This window comes from Xanthomonas sp. NCPPB 4467 (assembly GCF_041475665.2).
In the GTDB taxonomy this organism is placed as follows: Bacteria; Pseudomonadota; Gammaproteobacteria; order Xanthomonadales; family Xanthomonadaceae; genus Xanthomonas; species Xanthomonas dyei.
This window is the reverse complement of the sequence record NZ_CM191260.1, coordinates 452858-470586: the sequence shown is the minus strand read 5'-3', so window position 1 is coordinate 470586 and position 17729 is coordinate 452858. Positions and strand designations below refer to the sequence as shown.

16 protein-coding genes, 1 other RNA gene and 1 riboswitch are annotated in these 17729 nt (G+C 64.4%); of the genes, 8 read left to right on the top strand and 9 right to left on the bottom strand.

Going from position 1 to position 17729, the window contains the following annotated elements; all coding sequences use genetic code 11:
• Window positions 1-103: 103 nt before the first annotated feature.
• Window positions 104-490: a YfeK family protein gene (locus ACCQ06_RS01950; RefSeq protein WP_316689980.1), complete on the top strand. Its 387-nt coding sequence runs from the start codon at window positions 104-106 to the stop codon at window positions 488-490.
• A gap of 70 nt (window positions 491-560) precedes the next feature.
• Here the strand turns inward: ACCQ06_RS01950 and ACCQ06_RS01945 are convergent, their stop codons facing one another.
• The 3 genes from ACCQ06_RS01945 to ACCQ06_RS01935 form a co-directional block, all read right to left on the bottom strand.
• On the bottom strand, window positions 561-2660 hold the full coding sequence (locus tag ACCQ06_RS01945) for a methyl-accepting chemotaxis protein (protein WP_316689979.1): 2100 nt from the start codon (window positions 2658-2660) through the stop codon (window positions 561-563).
• Window positions 2657-3154 (bottom strand): hypothetical protein, encoded by a 498-nt coding sequence (locus tag ACCQ06_RS01940; RefSeq protein ID WP_316689978.1) that lies wholly within the window; start codon window positions 3152-3154, stop codon window positions 2657-2659. Before ACCQ06_RS01940 ends, ACCQ06_RS01945 begins: the two co-directional genes overlap by 4 nt.
• A 488-nt stretch (window positions 3155-3642) precedes the next feature.
• Window positions 3643-4080, bottom strand: coding sequence for a winged helix-turn-helix transcriptional regulator (locus tag ACCQ06_RS01935; protein WP_104615224.1), 438 nt, complete (start codon window positions 4078-4080; stop codon window positions 3643-3645).
• Between the two features lie 136 nt (window positions 4081-4216).
• Here ACCQ06_RS01935 and ACCQ06_RS01930 point away from each other — a divergent pair, with 136 nt between their 5' ends.
• Both ACCQ06_RS01930 and ACCQ06_RS01925 read left to right on the top strand, forming a co-directional pair.
• Entirely contained in the window at window positions 4217-5107 is an 891-nt protein-coding gene (locus ACCQ06_RS01930; protein ID WP_104615225.1) for an SDR family oxidoreductase, read from the top strand.
• 804 nt (window positions 5108-5911) lie between these two features.
• Window positions 5912-7363, top strand: a complete 1452-nt coding sequence (locus ACCQ06_RS01925; RefSeq protein WP_228322829.1) for an OprO/OprP family phosphate-selective porin — start codon at window positions 5912-5914, stop codon at window positions 7361-7363.
• Between the two features lie 406 nt (window positions 7364-7769).
• Here ACCQ06_RS01925 and ACCQ06_RS01920 read toward each other — a convergent pair whose 3' ends face one another.
• Entirely contained in the window at window positions 7770-8129 is a 360-nt protein-coding gene (locus ACCQ06_RS01920; protein WP_228322828.1) for a winged helix-turn-helix transcriptional regulator, read from the bottom strand.
• Window positions 8130-8332: 203 nt separating this feature from the next.
• Here ACCQ06_RS01920 and ACCQ06_RS01915 point away from each other — a divergent pair, with 203 nt between their 5' ends.
• From ACCQ06_RS01915 to ACCQ06_RS01905, 3 genes are all read left to right on the top strand, one after another.
• Window positions 8333-9316 (top strand): quinone oxidoreductase family protein, encoded by a 984-nt coding sequence (locus ACCQ06_RS01915; RefSeq protein ID WP_316689976.1) that lies wholly within the window; start codon window positions 8333-8335, stop codon window positions 9314-9316.
• A 638-nt stretch (window positions 9317-9954) separates the two neighbouring features.
• A non-coding RNA gene (locus ACCQ06_RS01910) (sX9 sRNA) lies at window positions 9955-10031 on the top strand.
• Window positions 10032-10095: 64 nt separating this feature from the next.
• On the top strand, window positions 10096-10728 hold the full coding sequence (locus tag ACCQ06_RS01905) for a dihydrofolate reductase family protein (protein ID WP_228322826.1): 633 nt from the start codon (window positions 10096-10098) through the stop codon (window positions 10726-10728).
• Window positions 10729-10903: 175 nt separating this feature from the next.
• Here the strand turns inward: ACCQ06_RS01905 and ACCQ06_RS01900 are convergent, their stop codons facing one another.
• The 3 genes from ACCQ06_RS01900 to ACCQ06_RS01890 all read right to left on the bottom strand — a co-directional run bounded on the left by ACCQ06_RS01900 (window position 10904) and on the right by ACCQ06_RS01890 (window position 13569).
• On the bottom strand, window positions 10904-11902 hold the full coding sequence (locus ACCQ06_RS01900) for an NADP-dependent oxidoreductase (protein WP_228322825.1): 999 nt from the start codon (window positions 11900-11902) through the stop codon (window positions 10904-10906).
• Window positions 11903-11960: 58 nt separating this feature from the next.
• A complete protein-coding gene (locus tag ACCQ06_RS01895) occupies window positions 11961-12815 on the bottom strand; it encodes an oxidoreductase (RefSeq protein ID WP_104615235.1) in 855 nt (284 codons plus the stop codon).
• 160 nt (window positions 12816-12975) lie between these two features.
• Window positions 12976-13569 (bottom strand): TetR/AcrR family transcriptional regulator, encoded by a 594-nt coding sequence (locus tag ACCQ06_RS01890; protein ID WP_316689975.1) that lies wholly within the window; start codon window positions 13567-13569, stop codon window positions 12976-12978.
• 598 nt (window positions 13570-14167) lie between these two features.
• Here ACCQ06_RS01890 and ACCQ06_RS01885 point away from each other — a divergent pair.
• Window positions 14168-15103, top strand: coding sequence for an NAD(P)-dependent alcohol dehydrogenase (locus ACCQ06_RS01885; protein WP_316689974.1), 936 nt, complete (start codon window positions 14168-14170; stop codon window positions 15101-15103).
• A gap of 1 nt (window position 15104) precedes the next feature.
• Window positions 15105-15803: a helix-turn-helix transcriptional regulator gene (locus ACCQ06_RS01880; RefSeq protein WP_316689973.1), complete on the top strand. Its 699-nt coding sequence runs from the start codon at window positions 15105-15107 to the stop codon at window positions 15801-15803.
• A 102-nt stretch (window positions 15804-15905) separates the two neighbouring features.
• Here ACCQ06_RS01880 and ACCQ06_RS01875 read toward each other — a convergent pair whose 3' ends face one another.
• Entirely contained in the window at window positions 15906-16643 is a 738-nt protein-coding gene (locus tag ACCQ06_RS01875; RefSeq protein WP_316689972.1) for an SDR family oxidoreductase, read from the bottom strand.
• 591 nt (window positions 16644-17234) lie between these two features.
• Window positions 17235-17399, bottom strand: a complete 165-nt coding sequence (locus ACCQ06_RS01870; RefSeq protein WP_158255503.1) for a hypothetical protein — start codon at window positions 17397-17399, stop codon at window positions 17235-17237.
• A 31-nt stretch (window positions 17400-17430) separates the two neighbouring features.
• Window positions 17431-17672: riboswitch (cobalamin riboswitch) on the top strand.
• Window positions 17673-17729 lie beyond the last annotated feature (57 nt).

Genomic DNA, 17729 nt, shown 5'->3' with positions numbered 1-17729 from the left:
GCACCATGAAGTGTGCCGTGCTCTTGATTGACGGTAGACAACCCTCGCCGCCACCGGCTCTTCTAGCGGCCAACAGGGTGGCGTCCTGCGCTACCATGCGGTCATGAACACTAAATTTCTTCTTGTTGCACTACTGCTGTGTGCCTCTGCTTCTGCACAAGGTGTTTCGCCCACCACTACGCGGGAGGTGAACCAGCTTTTCAAAGTACTTGAGCAATCCAACTGCGAATTTTCCCGCAACGGGTCGTGGTACGCAGCGCCGAAAGCCAGCGAACACCTGCAGCGTAAATACGAGTACCTGCAGAAAAAGGCATTGGTAACGTCTACCGAGTCTTTCATTGAACTCGCCGCGACCAAGAGCAGCATGTCGGGCAAGCCGTATCAGGTGCGCTGCGGGAACGCTGCGCCGGTATCGAGCCAGTCGTGGTTCATCGGCAAACTGCGGGAGTTGCGCAAGCGCGCTTCCAATAACGACGCCACGTCCGGCTAAACCGTGCGGGCGGATGTTGATCGGCCGATCAACATCCGGCGATCGATGAGCCTGAAGACGGCATGCGCCATCAGGCGACCAGCCGCTGCCTCGGCAACGTGGTGCCACGTGCCTGCGCATCGGCCACAAAGGCACTCACCGCATCTTCCAGCTGCGCGGCGTGATCGCCCATCGCGCGTGCGGCAGCACTGGCGTCCTGCATGCGGGTGACGCCGTCGCGCATGTCGGTATCCACGTCGTTAAGGGTGTGATGTACCTGCGCGATGCTGCCAGCTTCCTGTTGCGAGGCGATGGCAATCTTGCTGAGCGTGCTGCTGACCTGACCGATGGTGGTCACGATGTGCTGCATGCCTTCGCCAGCGTGGCGCACCTGCTGCACGCCTGCCTGCATGTGCGTGACCGACTCGCCGATCAGCGTCTTGATCTGGCTGGCGGCGGTGGACGAGCGTAGCGCCAGCGCGCGCACTTCGCTGGCGACCACTGCAAAACCACGGCCTTCGTCGCCAGCGCGCGCGGCTTCGACTGCGGCGTTCAAGGCCAGGATATTGGTCTGGAACGCAAGGCCGTCGATCACCGAGATGATGTCCTGGATGCGACGCGATGCGTGCTCCATCTGCTGCATGGTGCCCATCGCCTGTTGCATGGTGTCGCCGCCACTGCGTGCGGCCTCCGATGCGGCGGCAGTGAGTTTGTCCGCATCCGCTGCCTGCGCGGTGTGTTGCTGCATGGTGCCGAGCACCGCCTGCATCTGGGCAGCGGTGCGGCCCAACGTGGCCGACTGGCGCTGCACCTGCTGCTCCAACGCATCGTTGCGGGTGAGGATGTGGCCGGCCGCATGATTGATCGCGCTGCTTGAGCTGCGGATCTGCGCAATGATGCGGGCCAGTTCATCGGCGGTGGCATTGGCATCGCGCTTCATCTGCTCGAACACGCCTTCGCACGGGCGATCGATGCGTTGCGACAGGTCGCCGCGCGACATCGCGGCCAGCATCTTGCGCATGTCCTGCAGGCTGCCGTCGGTGATGGCGAGAAAGCGGTTGACGCCGTCGGCCAGCTGGCCGAGCGTGCCGCCGTTGGCGTGCCCGTGCAGGCGCGCCCCCAGTTCGCCGCGCGTGGCCTGGGCGACGACCGTCGCCAGCTGCTCTTCCAGCATCAGATCCTGGGTGCGGTCCTGCCACTCCACCACCACGCCCAGCGAACTGCCGTCATGATCGTGCACAGGCGTGATGTTTTCCTGCAGCTGCAGCGCAGCGAGGGCGCGCGTTCTGCTGGTGCCGGTGGCATTCCCCAGCTGCACTGCATCGGCCAGCGCGGTCTCCAGCGCATCGGCATCGACATGCGTGCTCAGTTGCTGGAACGACTGATTGCGGTAGATGGCAGCGCCCTGCCCGTCGACGATGGCCACCGCCATCGCCGAGGCATCCAACGCCAGACGGATGCGGCGGTTTTCCAGCAGTAACTGTTGTTGCTGCGCGATGCGTTCTTCCACCTGCACGCTCATCCGCACCAGCGCTTGCGCCAGCGACCCGCTGCGGAAGGTCTGCTGCATGATCGCCGGCGGCAAGGTGGCACCGGTCGCCAGGGTGTCGGCCAGTTCCGCCAATGCATCGGCTTCGTGATCCAACGCATCCACCTGTCGCCGCAGTTGGATAGCCATCACGCAGACGAAGGCGGTTTCCACGATCACGTAGCCGGCGTGCAACAGCACGATGCCGAAACCGCTGCCGGCGGTGAAGGCCTGCACCGGCATCCCGCGCGATTGCAGCCAATAGAACGCAAGATGGTGCACGGCGATGGCGCCAGCGGCGACGACCACTGGAAGCCAGTCGCGGTAATACAGCAACAACGCCAGGATCACGAACACGCCGAAGTGCATTTCCACCAGGCCATGCGCTTGCTGGATGGTGGCGGCGACCAGTGCCATCAGCACCAGCGCGTTGGTGATGCGGGTCAGGCGCGTGCCGGGGTTTGCATGCACTTGCCAGGCCATCAATAGCAGGCTGGGCAGCGTGACCGCAAGAAAGGTGGTCCATTGGCCCTGGCTCCAGGCCAACGCCAGCGAGCCGGCGCTCTGCAGCACCGCCAGCCGCAGGAATAGCCGGTCGGCCTTGATGGCCAGACGCGTGGCGTAGTTGGAGGTCGGCGGCGCCGATGCGGACAGTTCCATCATGACAGCGACTCCATGGCACACGGACAAGGGGACGCCACTGCGGCACTTGCCGCGCGGCTCAGGACATCGGGTAACCAACGCGACCACGCCGCTGCGCCGGCAGTGCCGCACACCGCGCCACCGTCTGCGGGGCCGGCATAGCGCGGCTGACCATCGGCGCCGAGCAGCCACACGGCGTAACCGCTGCCCTGCAGTGCCGGGCTGTCGAGCAGCCGCACCTGGCCGCCGCGGGCGCGCACGGCGGCGCTGAGCTCAGCCCAGGCGCGATCCGATGCGAGATCGGTGCAGGCGCAGGCGTCGACGACGCCGATCAACATCGGCGCCGGCTGCGCGGCCGGCAGGCTCGCCTGGACCTGTGCCCAGGCACTACCCAGATCACCTGCTTGCGCGCGTGGAGTTGTCCAGGCCACGGCAATCCAGCCGCACCACAGTGCGAGCAGTGCGATGCCCAGGGTACGTCGCGATGCACAAGACAGGCTGCCGAACACAGGCATGGAGGGTTGGCTTCGCGAGATAAGGTGAGCCCTTATCGGACGCGCTTGCGTGCGCTTGAGCCGGCTTGCGATTGAAGTTTGCGATGGGTGCGATAGCCAAAGGCATCGCCATTGCGCTGCAAGGGTTTGCTATCGAATTTGCCCATGCAGCGGCAATCAGGCATTTAGCTGAAGCGGGATTTTGTGAGCACGTGTTCACATCATTGCAGCTGCCCGCAGCAGCTCGTCAACGCCGCCGATTACGGGCGAGGCGGCATCGCCATGCCTCCGTGACTTGCCGGATCACCACAGCTCGGCCGTCGGGAGCGCATCGGCGCAACACTCCCGACCGCATCCTGCCGTGCGCCACCGGACGTCAGCGGTGGCAATACGGCGGGCAAATCGGAGCACGCCGGCGTGCCTGTGCAACCACACGGCCACTGGTGTGGTGGCAACCATCGTTTCCAAGCTGCGGACACCGCCCAGGCCGTCCGCGCTGGTTGACCGCGTTACGCCTGCGCCATCGCTTCGTCGGCATCCAGCGCGACCAGCGGCTGCTGCGCACGATCGAAGCGCTCGCGTGCGGCGCGGATACCGGCGTGGTTCTCGCCTGCCCAGTTGAGCAATTGCGAGACCGGGCCGAGCAGGGCGACACCGAGCTTGGACAGTGCGTATTCCACGCTGGGCGGCTTGGTGGCGTAGACCTTGCGGGTGATCATGCCGTTGCGCTCGAGGTTGCGCAGGGTCTGGGTCAGCATCCGCTTGGAGATGTCCGGCACGGCGCGCTGGATGGCGCTGAAGCGGGACGGGCCGGGGATCAGCGTCAACAGGATCAGCAAGGTCCACTTGTCGCCGATTTGATCGAGCACATCGCGCACGGGGCACTTGGTAGCATCGAAGGGGCCTTCCAGGGAGGGCGGCGGTGGGAACAAGGCAATCGCATTCACGGGGGGTATCTCACAGTAACCAGGGGGAGTAAAACTGCCTCCTTGCGAAGGACCGGGCGGTCCTGACAATAGGCTCGCTGACCACAAGGTCTAGATACTAGACCAAACCTCTTCTCTAAACCTATTGGAGCACCACATGGCACATGCCTCCCCCCTGATCCTTGTCACCGGCGCCAGCGGGCAGCTGGGCGCGCTGGTCGTCGACGCACTGCTGAACCATGTGCCTGCCAGCCGCATCGTAGCAACGGCCCGTGATACTGCGTCACTCGCGGAGTTCGCAAAACGCGACATCACGGTGCGTCAGGCCGACTACGCCGACCCGCACAGCCTGGACCTGGCCTTTGCGGGCGTCGGCCGGGTGTTGCTGGTGTCGTCCAACGCGGTGGGCGCACGCGTGGAGCAGCACCGCAATGTGATCGACGCGGCCAAGCGCGCCGGGGTGGAGTTGCTCGCCTACACCAGCATCCTGCGCGCCGAGACCAGCACGCTGTCGCTGGCCGAAGAGCATCTGCTCACCGAGGCGCTGCTGCGCGAGAGCGGCCTACCGCATGTGCTGCTGCGCAATGGCTGGTACACCGAAAACTACACCGGCTCGATCGCGGCCGAAGTGGCGCACGGTGGGGCGATGGGCAGCTCGGGCGAGGGCAAGCTCAGCACCGCCACACGTGCCGACTATGCGGCGGCCGCCGCGGCGGTGCTGGCCTCGGATGCACCGCAGGCCGGGCAGGTCTATGAGCTGGCCGGCGATACCGCCTTCACGATGGCCGAGTACGCAGCCGCGCTATCGCAGTTGGCGGGCAAGCCGGTGGTGTACCACGACCTCCCGGAAGCCGACTACGCCGCAGCGCTGGTGCAGGTTGGCGTGCCGGCCGGGTTTGCGCAGGTGTTGGCGCAGTGCTCGGCGTCCTCGCGCGGCGGCAGTCTGTTCGACGACAGCCACACCCTGAGTCGTTTGATCGGCCGCCCCACCACGCCATGGCGCGACACCGTGGCGGCGGCGCTGGCGGCGGCACAGCCGGCAGCCTGAGCCAGGGGGCCGGGCAGGCCGCGAGACGCAGCGATGCGTGTGGCGGCCGGTGGCCAAATCAAGCAACGCCATGCCCGGCGGGTGTGGCGTTTTAAGCGCTTACGCGGCATCCGTGCCGCGTCAGGTCCCGCGACGGTGCGCAGGCAAGGATCTGTGGAGAGTGTCGGTACGCATGGCTTTCAACACAACAGCCATCACACTGTCTGGCGCGGTGTTCTCGCCGATTGCGGGACCGTGTGGCGGCATGGATGCCATCACCGAGCCCCCAGGGACGCGTTCACGACGTGTCCCGCGAGCGGTGCGGGCGCCGCACATTCGACCCTGCACTCACTGACAGGCGCTCGCTCGGTTTTGTTAGCCGCTCTTAACTGGCGAGGTGCCACCAGCCCCGCTCGACGAGCGCATTCCTCAATCTGGCCGACTGTTCGACCGTCACGGTCAACGTGCGTGCCAGGCGTATCGCTGCACGTAGCGCCTGCTCAGGCGGGTGGGCCACGCAAGGATCAGTGCAGACGTTACGGCCGCCAGGGCCCCCGCCGTCGCAAGGCCACCACCGCTTCTCGACACAGCTCGCATCGCCGGACTGACATCTACCGGACACGTGGCTGACACAGTCGCCGGTCGAATCGCGGCGCGGATGTCACCAAACTGACATCAAACCTAAATATAACTGCACCCTATCGCTGCTACGGCAGCAGTGCGGAGCGCCATGACGGTGCCCGGCGTCTGGCCGCACGCGCCCCTGCAAGGGCGCCCTGACTGGCCACGCCACCGCCGCCCAGTTTCCCTTGCCGAGCCGTGTCCATGAAAAAACGCAATCTCGCCACCGTCCTGTGCGCCCTCAGCGCGACCGCCAGCGGCAGCACTCTGGCCGCCGAGCTGGAGTTGTACGTCGACCGCAAGACCAAGCAGATCTTTGCCGAGCCGGCACCCGGGCGCGACAAGCTGGGCACCTTCGTGCAGGTGGACGAAAACGGCAAGCTGCCCGCCTCGGCGATGCCTGCCGCGCCGACACAGGCCCTGCCACCGGCACCTGGCGCAACCGTGCCGGCCGACACTGCCATCGCACAGGCCGCCCCTGCACCGGCGCCAGCCGCCGCACCGGCCAAGGCCGGCGATGTCGGCAAGAAGTGGTACGACAAGCTGAGCCTGCGCGGCTACACCCAGATCCGCTACAACCAGGGCATTGGCGGCGATGCGCAAGACTTGCGTGCGCCGGGCGATCGCTTCATCGGCAACGACCAGAGCCTGGGCATCCGGCGTGCGCGCCTGGTGCTGAGCGGCGATCTCAACGAACACGTGTCGCTGTATTTCCAGCCGGATTTCGCCAGTACCCCGACTGGTTCGACCACCTCCAACTTTGCGCAGCTGCGCGATGCGTACGCCGATATCTTTTTCGACAAGAAGCGCGAATACCGCGTGCGTGTGGGCCAGTCGAAGATGCCGTACGGCTGGGAAAACCTGCAGTCCAGCCAGAACCGCCTCACCCTGGATCGCGCCGATGCGCTCAACTCCGGCCTGCGCGACGAACGCGATATCGGTGCGGTGTTCTATTACAGCCCCACCGTGGCCAAGGGCCGCTTCCAGGACCTGGTCAAATCCGGTCTGAAGGGCTCGGGCGATTACGGTGTATTGGGCGCAGGCGTGTACAACGGCCAGGGCGCCAACCGCGCCGAGCGTAACGACGGCATGCATGCGGTGGTGCATGCCACCTACCCGTTCAAGTTCGCCAACGGCCAGTATCTGGAAGTGGGCGCCGATGCCTACAGCGGGCGCTTCGTGCCGACCGCTGCGGCGGTGAATATCGGCGGCCGCAGTTTCACCCCGGCGATCACCGACCCCAATGGCTATACCGACCAGCGCGTTGCTGCGCACGTCATCTACTACCCGCAGCCGTTCGGCTTGCAGGCCGAGTGGACGGTGGGCCGCGGCCCGGAGCTGGATGTGGCGCAGCGCCGCATCCGCACCCGCTCGCTGAGCGGCGGGTATGTGCAGGCGATGTTCAAGCACGACTTCACCTACGGCACCTTGCTGCCGTACCTGAAATGGCAGACCTACCGCGGCGGCTCCAAGTTCGACACCAATGCGCCGCGCATGCGTCTGGACGAAGTGGAAGCCGGCGTCGAATGGCAGCCGATGGACGCGCTGGAACTGGTGTTTGCGTATTCGAAGATGAAGCGCACCGACGTCACCACGGCGCCGTATCCGGTGGTGGAAGGCGATCTGCTGCGTCTGCAGTTACAGGTCAACTACTGAGGCACGCCACGCGGCCTGCATCGCGCGCAACACCGCAGCAGTGGGCGTGATGCAACGCTGCAGTACTACGACTGCAAACGCCCCGCCCTGTGCGGGGCGTTTGCATGACGACGCTGCGTGTTGTACGCCCCTGCAATGCGATGCCTGCACAACGTTGAGGGCAGTGGCGGTTGCTGCACGTCAAGGTATCGCGCTGCGCGCCCCTTCGTGCAGCAATGACAAGTCCATGCCACGGTGTAAGCCCTGTATTACTTTCGGCTGTCCGTTTCTGCCAGGCTGGTGCAAGCGCGGATCGTGCGCCATTGCATGCGCTGCGATGCCCGGCCGTCAAGGCATCGCGGCGTGCCTGTCTGCCACTGAGCTGCGCATCGCAGCCACGCCCTGTCGCCTATCGCCGGATCAGCAGCTACGCGGTCTCGCGGTCGAAGGTTTCCCGTGCTTTGGCGATGGCACGCTGATTGTCGAGCGTCCAGGCGCATAGCAATTGGATTGGCTCTTTCAGACGCAGGCCGAGCGGGGTGATGCGGTATTCCACCGCGATCGGCGAGCGCACGATCACCGTGCGCACGATGATGCCGTTGCGCTCCAGCCGACGCAGGCACTGGGTCAAGGCTTTTTGCGACACGCCTTCGAGATTGCGCTTGATCGCGTTGAAACGCAGCGGCGTCACCAGCAGGCAGGCCAACACCATCACCGACCATTTGTCCGCCAGTTGCTCCAACGTCTCACGGCCCGGGCAGTCGAATTTGAAGGCGGGTTGCGGCATCGCTGTGTGCATTGCAAGTGTCTCGCGGGATACCTAGTGGATGAGTGGTGCCTGATTGACATCAGGTTTACAGAATATACCTTGTGATGCGTCCCGCGACGACCGGCTGCACAGCCTCTCCCAGGGACAACATCTCCTGCCGACACTCTGGTTGCGGCAGGCGTCTCCGGCCACTCGGCCCCCTGACCCAGCGAGCATGCATCATGAAGGCAGTACGGTTTCACCAGCACGGCGGCACCGACGTGCTGGTCTATGAAGACGTTCCGCAGCCGCAGCCCGGCAATGGCGAAGTGCTGATCAAGATCGAAGCGGTCGGCCTGAACTTTGCCGACGTCATGCGTCGGCGCGGCGATTACATCGAGGCGTCGCCCCTGCCGTACACCCTCGGGATCGAGGTGGCCGGTACGATCGCCGCGCTCGGCGAAGGCGTCACCGGGCTGGAGGTGGGCATGGCGGTGCTGGCCACGCCGGGCGTGGGCGGCTATGCGCAATACATCGCCTTCCCCGTCGCGCTGGTGGTGCCGTTGCCGCCGGGCGTGAGCGCGGTGCAGGCCGCCGCAGTGGTCGCGCACGGGCTCACTGCCGGTATCGCGTTGCGGCATGCCGCGCGGCTGGCACCGGGCGAGACGGTGTTGATCGAAGCGGCGGCCGGCGGTGTGGGTTCGTTCGCGGTGCAACTGGCCAAACTCTATGGCGCCGGCAAGGTCATCGCCGCGGCCAGCTCGCCGGAAAAACGCGCACTGGCCGAACGCCTGGGCGCCGATGCCTCGGTGGACTACACCGCACCCGGCTGGTCCGAGCAGGTGCTGGCATTGACCGATGGACGCGGCGTGGATCTCATTCTGGAAAGTGCCGGCGGCGACAATGTCGGCGAAGGGCTGGCGGCACTGGCACCGTTCGGGCGCATGGTGTTTCTGGGCCAGTCCAGCGGCAAGACCGCATTGATCGACCCGTGGCAGCTCACGCTGAAGAACCACACGGTGACCAGCTTCTACATCGGCGGCTATCAGACCCAGCCCAGGCTGATGCAGGAGGTGCTGGGCGAGATCATGGGCTTCATCATGACCGGCAAGCTGGCCCCGCAGATCGGCACGGTGTTGCCGCTGGCGCAGGCCGCGCAGGCGCACCAATTGCTGGAAAGCCGCCAGACCACCGGCAAGGTCGTGCTGGAGCCCTGGGCCGAGTAACCGCGACAGACAAAACGACCGCCCCGGCAATCGGGCGCGGTCGGCGTCGGCGAGGTCCATGCACCGGGCTGCGTGGCGAGGCCCGCAACCGGGCTTCAAACCCATCGCGAGATTGGATGGATTTGAAGGCATGCACGGCATCACTGCTGGTCACACCACACAACACCCGCAGCGGCCATCGAATCGGCGGTCACTGCGGGTGTTGCACGTTGCGCGTTTCAAAAATACACGTCTGTATGCCGCACTGCGCGATGGCGCTGCGGTCAGTGCTGGATCGTTGCGCTGCGGCCGGCCATACCGGGCGCACTTGGCATCAGCGCCAGCACCTCGTTTGCGGTTAGCCCACGAAGACGCGGGTAAGAACCCGTGCAGCACGCCACAAGGACGCACGCATAGATCGGTTGGCAAGCCACCGACATGCGCACGCGTTGGCGTACGGCGCATCGCGCTTCTGGTGGTTTCTATCTTCCGTAACGGAAAAAACCACTGGCCTGCAGATGTGGTTGCATCAGCGCTGTACCAAGCGAAGTCTGCGCATCGTGGGGGACTAACAATGCATGCAAGCAGACGCAACTAAGAGCAGCTAACAAAAGGACTGTGCTCACCATCAGGTGGGCGCGGCCGATACTCGATGCGGCATGGACCACGCGTACACTCCGGTTTTGAACGCGCCGTCCACACCCACCTGACAACTGCTCGCTATGTTTTGTTAGCCGCTCTTAGCGGGTCGAGATGAATTCGGATGTTCTGCAGCCCTCAGACGCGTGACAGGTGAAATCATGAGCAAGGTATTCGTCAGCATCGGCCTTAGCCTTGATGGCTACATGGCGCCGGAAGGGATGACCATGGACGATCCCGAGCACAAGAACTGGGGAGCCAAATGGGGTGCGATGATGGGCTGGCTGATCACATCGCAGTATTTCCGCGAGAACGTGCTCAAGCTCGCATCGGGTGGTACTACCGGCCCGGTCAACGACCTGGTCCGCAGCACCTTCGCGCGCATCGGCGCCAACATCATGGGCAAGCGGATGTTCGACCAAGGCGAGGTTGCCTGGCCAGAGGAGGCTCCGTTCCACACACCGGTCTACGTGCTGACCCACGAAAAACGCGAGCCCTGGGTGCGTCCCGGCGGCACGACCTTCCACTTCATCAACGACGGGCCGGAGCATGCGCTGGAACTGGCTCGCGAATCGGCTGGCAGCCGCGATGTTCGGATTGCCGGTGGCGCAGATCTGATCCAGCAGTATCTGAGCTTGGGCGTTGTCGACGAGCTGGAGATTGCGTTGGCACCGGTATTGTTCGGCGGCGGACGACGTCTGTTCGAACACCTTGGCGAGCCCCCGACACAATTTCGTATCGACAGGGTGTTTGATGGGCCTGCGGCCACCCACCTGCGCTATGTGCGGCAGTGAGCCGAGGCCTGGCTCATACACTTAGGTGCGAGGCGCCCAAGTCACTTATTGCAAACGCTCACTTCGCCTGGAGCGCATACGCAAACGGGGTGGGTACCCTGCCCACCCCGTTATCGTTTTCGAAGCACGGCCTTATCGCTGTCAACGATAAGGCAACATCACGCGATCGCCGCTGCTACAGCGTGACCACGACCTTGCCTTTGACGCGGCCGCTGTCGACATGCGCCAGTGCTTCTTGCGCACGTGCGAGCGGATATACCGTATCGATCACCGGGCGTAGCACGCCGCTGTCGAGCAAGCCCGCCAACGTGCGCAGCTGCGGGCCATCGCCGCGCATGAACAGGAAGGTGTACGACACCTGCCGCTGCCTGGCCTGCGCGCGCACCTTGCGGCTGAGCAGGCGCATTACCAGCCTGAGCGGGAACGCTAGGCCGAGTTGCTGCGCAAATGCCGGCGTGGGCGGGCCGGTCAGCGAAATCAGTACACCGCCGGGCTTGAGCAGTTGCAGCGACTTGAGCAGCGTCGGCGTGTCCAGGTTGTGCAGCACCACATCGTAATCGCGCACCAGCGTCTGGAAATCCTGCTGTTTGTAGTCGATCACCAGATCGGCCCCCAGCGACCTGACCAGCTCCACATTGGCAGTACTGGTGGTGGCGGCCACGTACGCTCCCAGATGCTTGGCCAGCTGGATCGCGATGGTGCCCACGCCGCCGGAGCCGGCATGGATCAACACCTTCTGCCCCGGCTTGAGCGCAGCGGTTTCCACCAGCGCCTGCCAGGCGGTCAGGCCGACCAGCGGAAATGACGCGGCGTCTTCCATGCTCAGGCTGGCCGGTTTGGGTGCGACTACTGCCGCATCGATCGCCACATACTCGGCCAGGGTGCCGATGCGGCCCGGTTCGATCTTGGCGAACACCGCATCGCCAACCGCGATGTCGCGCACTGCGGTGCCGACCTGTGTCACCACACCGGCCACGTCGTTACCCAGCACGAATGGCGTCTTGAACGGCAGCAGCATCTTGAATTCGCCATCGCGCACCTTGGCGTCCAATGGATTCAGGCTGGCGGCGCTGACCTTGATCAACACATCGTTGGGGCGCAGCTGCGGCATCGGCATCTCGCCGATGCGCACCGGGCCATGTTTCTTGTACTGGTCGACAATGACGGCTTTCATGCGTGTCCCCAACAGGCGCGTACCGCTATCTTGGCATCGGTGCGATCAATCCTGTGCATCATGCGCGTGCTCCGGCAACATTCGAGCCGCGGGCTGGCGATGCGACCTGATCCAGCTTGAATTCCTTGCGCAGCGCATTGCCGAGCATGCGGTTGGGCAACAGGCGACGCAGCAGGCTCATCTGTTTGGCCACCTTGCCGGCGGTGTAGCGCGCCTTCGGTTGCGGATCCTGCGCTGCTTTGAGCACGACCTCGGCCACCACGCTGGGCGCATCGGCCTTTTGCATCACCTGCGCGACGTGCGCGGCTAGATGCGCGCGCATATCACGGTAGATCTCCAACGGTGCGTCGGGCTGCAGCGCATTGGCGTCGAACGGCGTCCTGGTGTAGGCCGGCTCGATTACCGAGACCCGGATACCCCAATCGCGCAGTTCGTGATCCAGCGATTCGCTGTAACCCTCAACGGCATGCTTGCTGGCCACATACAGCGCGGTGTACGGAACCGGCACCAGGCCCAACACCGAGCCGATATTGAGGATGCGTCCACCGCCTTGCTTGCGCATCTGGCCGATCACCGCATTGGTCATGCGCACGGTGCCGAAGAAGTTGGTGTCGAACACTGACTGCGCCTGCGCGATGGAGCTTTCTTCTGCCGCGGCAGGCGCGACGCTGAAGCCGGCATTGTTGACCAACAGATCCAGGCGACCTTCCTTGCGCAGCAGGGTATCGATGGCGGCGGCCACCGACGCGTCGCTGGTGACGTCCAGCGACAGCATCTGCACGCCGGGCGTGCTGGAGCGGCCACCGCGGCGGCTGGTGCCATAGACGGTGTAGCCGGCCTTGGCCAGGTGGGCGGCGGTGGCTTCGCCGATGCCGGAGGAGGCTCCGGTCACGAGTGCGATCTTGCTGTTCATAGGTGCCTCTTTCTCGGGTAGTGGGTGGCGGCAAGCCATTGAAGTGCTGCCGTCGCACGCGGTGATGGTGGAGAGCCGCGGCTGCGGCGGACTGCGATCTGTACGTCTAAAATATTACGATCATCATATTTTTGAACAACGATCAACTTGTGCGTTTTGCTCAGGCTGCGCCGAAGTGGTCGAGTGCCGCCTCACGCATCGCGGCCGACAGTGCGGGGTCGTCCACGGCACGCGCCAGCATCAAGGTGCCGGCCATGGCACAGACCGTCACCAGTGCCCGCGCATGCGCCTGCGGCGTTCCCCAGTCCGGCGATTGGCGGGCGGCCAGGTCGATCATTTCCTTGATGCGACGTGTTGCCGCCTGGCGCACCGCCGGTGCCTGACGCGGCATCTCCGAGCCTAGCGCAGCAATCGGGCAGCCGGATTCGACGTTGTTGACGTGCCCATCGGACAGATACGCCCGCATCAGTGCCTGCGCCGCCTGCTCCGGCGGCACGGCGGCCGCAATCTGCGCGGAGTTGGCCACCGTCTGCGCACCGGCATGGTCGGCAGCCTCGGCCAGCAACGCATCGCGCGATGAGAAGTGTGCGTAGAAGCCGCCGTGGGTCAGCCCGGCCTCTTTCATGATGTCGGCCACGCCGGTGCCGTCGTAGCCGGTGCGCCGGATCGCGCGCGCCGCGACTTCGACGATGCGTGCATGGCTGTCGGCCTTGCGGCCTGAGGATGCGCGAGAGCGTGGCGAGGTGTTTTTCATGATGGTCATCATACATAAGATCGGTTGCGATGGAAGCCGCATTGGCTGCTGTCCGACGAGCGGTAGGGCACGGCGCACCGCCTGCTTTCAGAACCCAGCGGCACCGCGACAGCACAGACAAGGGCACGGCAAGGGCAGTCGCATGCTTTCCACGACGCGATTGCCGTGCGGCACGCGGCTGTCTGATGGACCGAATGGCAAGGCTGGGTCCGCGCGTCGCGCTGCGCGGGCATGTCGTGCCATCACACAGTGCCGGCGCTGGCTACGGCTATTGCGCATCAGCGGCGTGATGCAATGGTGCCAGAATCTGTCACCACCGCTTCCTACACTGGGCACCCAACACGAGGAATGTCCTAGTGATCATCTTCACCCGCTCCCGCATGACCGCACCTGCAACCTCGCGCGCGTTCGATGCCCACGCGCCCACACGGATGCTCTGGCAGACAGCAACGCGCACGCTCTTCCGCGCTGGCCGGCCTCTCGTCGGTCGCAGAACCGAGTCTGCCGCCAAGCCCGGCAGCGCAGTCGACCGACTGCACGTGCTTCCCGCTTGCCAGGTCGCCTCCGCACCTGCCGTTGCCATCGGAGCACCGCGCCAATGAAGCGCCTTCAATACAACCGCTATGGCGGCCAGGACGTCATGCAGCTGGCCGAGTTCACGCTTGCTGCGCCGGCAAAGGGCCAGGTCGCGGTAAAGGTGAAGTACGCCGCGATCAATCCGGTCGACTGGAAGATGCGCAACGGCGTCATGAAGATCGTGACCGGGCGGACGTTTCCGCGTGCGATGGGCATGGATCTGTCGGGCGTGGTGCTCGCGGTGGGCGAAGGCGTCACCCGCTTCAAGCCCGGCGATGCGGTGTTCGGTCTGGCGCGCTTCAAGGAGTGCGGCGCACTGGCCGAGGCGGTGATCACCACCGAAGAGAATCTGTTCAAAAAACCCGATAACGTCTCCTACGAAAACGCCGCGTGCCTGGGCACGCCCGGGGTCACCGCGTGGAATGGTCTGGTCGACAAGGCGGCGCTGAAGAAAGGCCAGCATGTGTTCGTCAACGGCTGCGCCGGCGCGGTGGGCGAAGCGGCGGTGCAGCTGGCGCAGCGTTTGGGCGCAACCGTGTCCGGGAGTTGTAGCGCGGGATCGATGGAGCGGGCCAGATCGCTGGGCCTGAAACAGGTCTACGATTACAGGGTGACCCGACCGGAAGACATCCATGAGCGCTTCGACGTCATCTTCGACACCTCGGCGGTCATGAAAGCTGCTACGGGATTGGCGTTGTTGCGCGACAAGCGCGGCAGCTTCCTGGATCTGGAACCTGACCTGGGAAAGTTCGTCCGCGCCGTGGTGGACCGCCGCTTCAAGCTGGTGATCGGCAAGCCGTCCAGTGCCATCCTGGCTTACCTCGCCAGCGCTGCGGAAGCGGGAACCTTCGGCCTGCCGATCGGCGAGATCGTTCCGCTGGAAGGTGCCATCGGCTTGATGAATACCCTTGAATCCGGCCAGAAGCGTCCGGGCAAGGGCCTGGTCAGAATGGACTGACATGTCGCGTAGCCAGCGCCTGTTCGATCTCTTGCAAGTGTTGCGTCGACACCGGGGAACCGTGTCCGGCAGCACGCTCGCACAAGAGCTTGGCGTCTCGTTGCGCACGATCCGGCGCGACATTGCGACCTTGCAGGCAATGGGTGCCGATGTCGAAGGCGAAGCGGGCGTGGGCTACATCCTGAGACCAGGCTTTGTGCTTCCGCCGCTCTCCTTCACCGAGGAAGAAATTCGCGCACTGGTCACCGGCGCGCAATGGGTCAGCAGCCAGAGCGACGATGCAATGACGCAGGCAGTGCAGAACGCACTGGCAAAACTCGACGGGGTGATCTCGCAGGAGGTGCGCCTGGCACTGGACGACAATGTTATGTACATCAGCCGGGCGCGGCGGCCAGAAGCAATCGTCGACCTTGGAAAAATCCGCAAGGCGCTGCATGCGCAACACAAGCTGGGAATCGGCTATACAAGCAAGACCGGCGTGGTGTCGGAGCGCACGATCTGGCCGATCATGCTGGGCCTGGTCGACGCGCGCTGGAAGATCGCCGCATGGTGCGAAGCGTGCGGCGATTTCCGCATCTTCCGCGCAGAGGCCATCGACAGGATCGAATATCTGCAGGAGCAGTATCAGCGCAATCGCCGCCAACTAGTGAAGCAGTGGCGCGCCAGCGATAGCCATCCATGCAAGCAGGGCGATTGCTGAGCGCTTGAACGTCAGCGGCCACACTGGTCGCTATCGTCGCCAGGACGTCGCTGGTGGCGTTGTGCAACATGCAACCACCACCAGCGACACTACCCCAACAACCTAGCGGTGATTCATCCGCTCGAACAAGGCTTCACCCAAACGACGCGTCTCGGCCGAAATGCCGATCAGCACCTCGTCCTTGCCGGCCTCCAGCTGGGCAATGGCCTCTTGCGCAAACTGCTCGGCAGACATCATGTTGCGCGTTGCGGTCCCTGCACTGCGCGTGCCGCCGCCTAGCCCGGTATCGACGATTGGCGGGGCGATCTCGATCACGCGCACGGTACTGCCTTTCAACTGGTGACGCAGACTCAGGGTGAATGAGTGCAGCGCCGCCTTGCTGGCGCAGTACACCGGCACATCGGCCATCGGCGAGAACGCCAGCCCCGAGGTGATGTTGATGATGGCCGCGTGCTGTTGCTGCTGCAGCAACGGCAGCAGCTCGGCAATCAGCTGGATCGGCGCGGTCAGGTTGATGGCAATTTCCTGATCGAGATTGGCCACAGCATCGCTGCCGGTGAAGTCGCGATGCTGTTGCACGCCCGCGTTGTTGATCAGGACGTTGCAGTGCGGATGGTGTGCCCGCAACCAATTCACCAGTGCATGGCGACTTGCCTTGTCGATGATATCGCAGACCTGGGTGATCAACGCAGGCAGCGTGTCCTTGGCCTGGCGTAACGCCGCGGCGTTGCGCCCGCAGATGATGACGGTGTTGCCCTGCTCCACCAGCGCGCGTGCGAGCGCAAAGCCAATACCGGTGGCACCGCCGGTGATCAAGATCGTGTTTGAGGTGAGATGCATGCGCAATATCCTTCCAGGGTTAGTGGAGGCGCGCCGATGATGGGTCGTGAGAGATCACCGGGCACACCTCGTTCCGGCAATGCCGGTCTCGGTGTCGCGGATACCCTCAACGGGAGAGCTTGCCACCCGGATTGGATGGATGACCGGGCTACCATCCGGCCTGCACTCTTTCGACTCCGCAACTGTAGCGAGGCCACGCGACAGAGGCAATTGCAAACGCCCGGCGAGACGTACGCAGGTTCAGCATCAGCGCTGCGTCGGCTGCACCGGAGGGCAGTGCGAACGCCTGAAACTGACGCGCACGATGTGCACCGTGTTCGTCGGCCCGCTACAACGCCCTGCGAGTGATGCCACCAAGTGAGACAGCAGCGCTGCTGTCTCAAGGATGCGGCTATGCCCAACGGTGGAGTTGTGTGCGATCAGGGCGCGCTACGAAACCGCGCATGCGAAGCCTCGGTTCTCGAGATCGCCCAAAGGAGCCTTCGAGCAACTGCATGCTTGGAAATCCATGCCAACGCGCCGGTTCATTGTGTGCATATCGGGTCGCCGCACCTCCATTGCGATGCCGAGCAGACAGCACCGATGTTCCGCTCACGCAGGTGGATAGAGATCACCCCCACTGCAGTTGAGTGCAACGTCATCGGCGACGTCCATCCCGGCCTGCACCACATCACCTAAGCCCCGCTCCGGGTGCAGCACGGAACGTTCGAGCATCGTCGCATCTGCCGCAGGCGCGGCTGCGATCACATCCTTCACCGTCCCCGCTTGACCTGCACCCCACAGCCCCCTACTCTGCGCACGCCACGGTTTCCATCGCTTCATTCGGATGAAGCGATGGAATTAAACGGGAATCCGGTGAAAGGTGCGATCTGCACCTCATTCCGGAGCTGCCCCGCAGCGGTGAATGGAAACGACCTCCGTCAACAGCACTGGGCCGGCAACGGCCTGGGAAGCGACGGACAGTAGGCACCCGTGCGTTTGCACGGCACGTCCATCAGCCCGAATACCGGCCCTGGCCGAAGGACACGACCGTCCTTCGTTTCGACCTGGCGCTCCGCGGGGAGCTGTCGGATCCGTGCGCTGCTT

Coding starts and splice junctions, on each gene's coding strand:
- ACCQ06_RS01895 (WP_104615235.1), bottom strand. CDS start 12,815: ATGAACAGCAAGATCGCACTCGTGACCGGAGCCTCCTCCGGCATCGGC.
- ACCQ06_RS01875 (WP_316689972.1), bottom strand. CDS start 16,643: ATGCATCTCACCTCAAACACGATCTTGATCACCGGCGGTGCCACCGGT.
- ACCQ06_RS01880 (WP_316689973.1), top strand. CDS start 15,105: ATGTCGCGTAGCCAGCGCCTGTTCGATCTCTTGCAAGTGTTGCGTCGA.
- ACCQ06_RS01920 (WP_228322828.1), bottom strand. CDS start 8,129: ATGCCGCAACCCGCCTTCAAATTCGACTGCCCGGGCCGTGAGACGTTG.
- ACCQ06_RS01890 (WP_316689975.1), bottom strand. CDS start 13,569: ATGAAAAACACCTCGCCACGCTCTCGCGCATCCTCAGGCCGCAAGGCC.
- ACCQ06_RS01925 (WP_228322829.1), top strand. CDS start 5,912: ATGAAAAAACGCAATCTCGCCACCGTCCTGTGCGCCCTCAGCGCGACC.
- ACCQ06_RS01930 (WP_104615225.1), top strand. CDS start 4,217: ATGGCACATGCCTCCCCCCTGATCCTTGTCACCGGCGCCAGCGGGCAG.
- ACCQ06_RS01940 (WP_316689978.1), bottom strand. CDS start 3,154: ATGCCTGTGTTCGGCAGCCTGTCTTGTGCATCGCGACGTACCCTGGGC.
- ACCQ06_RS01905 (WP_228322826.1), top strand. CDS start 10,096: ATGAGCAAGGTATTCGTCAGCATCGGCCTTAGCCTTGATGGCTACATG.
- ACCQ06_RS01950 (WP_316689980.1), top strand. CDS start 104: ATGAACACTAAATTTCTTCTTGTTGCACTACTGCTGTGTGCCTCTGCT.
- ACCQ06_RS01885 (WP_316689974.1), top strand. CDS start 14,168: ATGAAGCGCCTTCAATACAACCGCTATGGCGGCCAGGACGTCATGCAG.
- ACCQ06_RS01915 (WP_316689976.1), top strand. CDS start 8,333: ATGAAGGCAGTACGGTTTCACCAGCACGGCGGCACCGACGTGCTGGTC.
- ACCQ06_RS01945 (WP_316689979.1), bottom strand. CDS start 2,660: ATGATGGAACTGTCCGCATCGGCGCCGCCGACCTCCAACTACGCCACG.
- ACCQ06_RS01900 (WP_228322825.1), bottom strand. CDS start 11,902: ATGAAAGCCGTCATTGTCGACCAGTACAAGAAACATGGCCCGGTGCGC.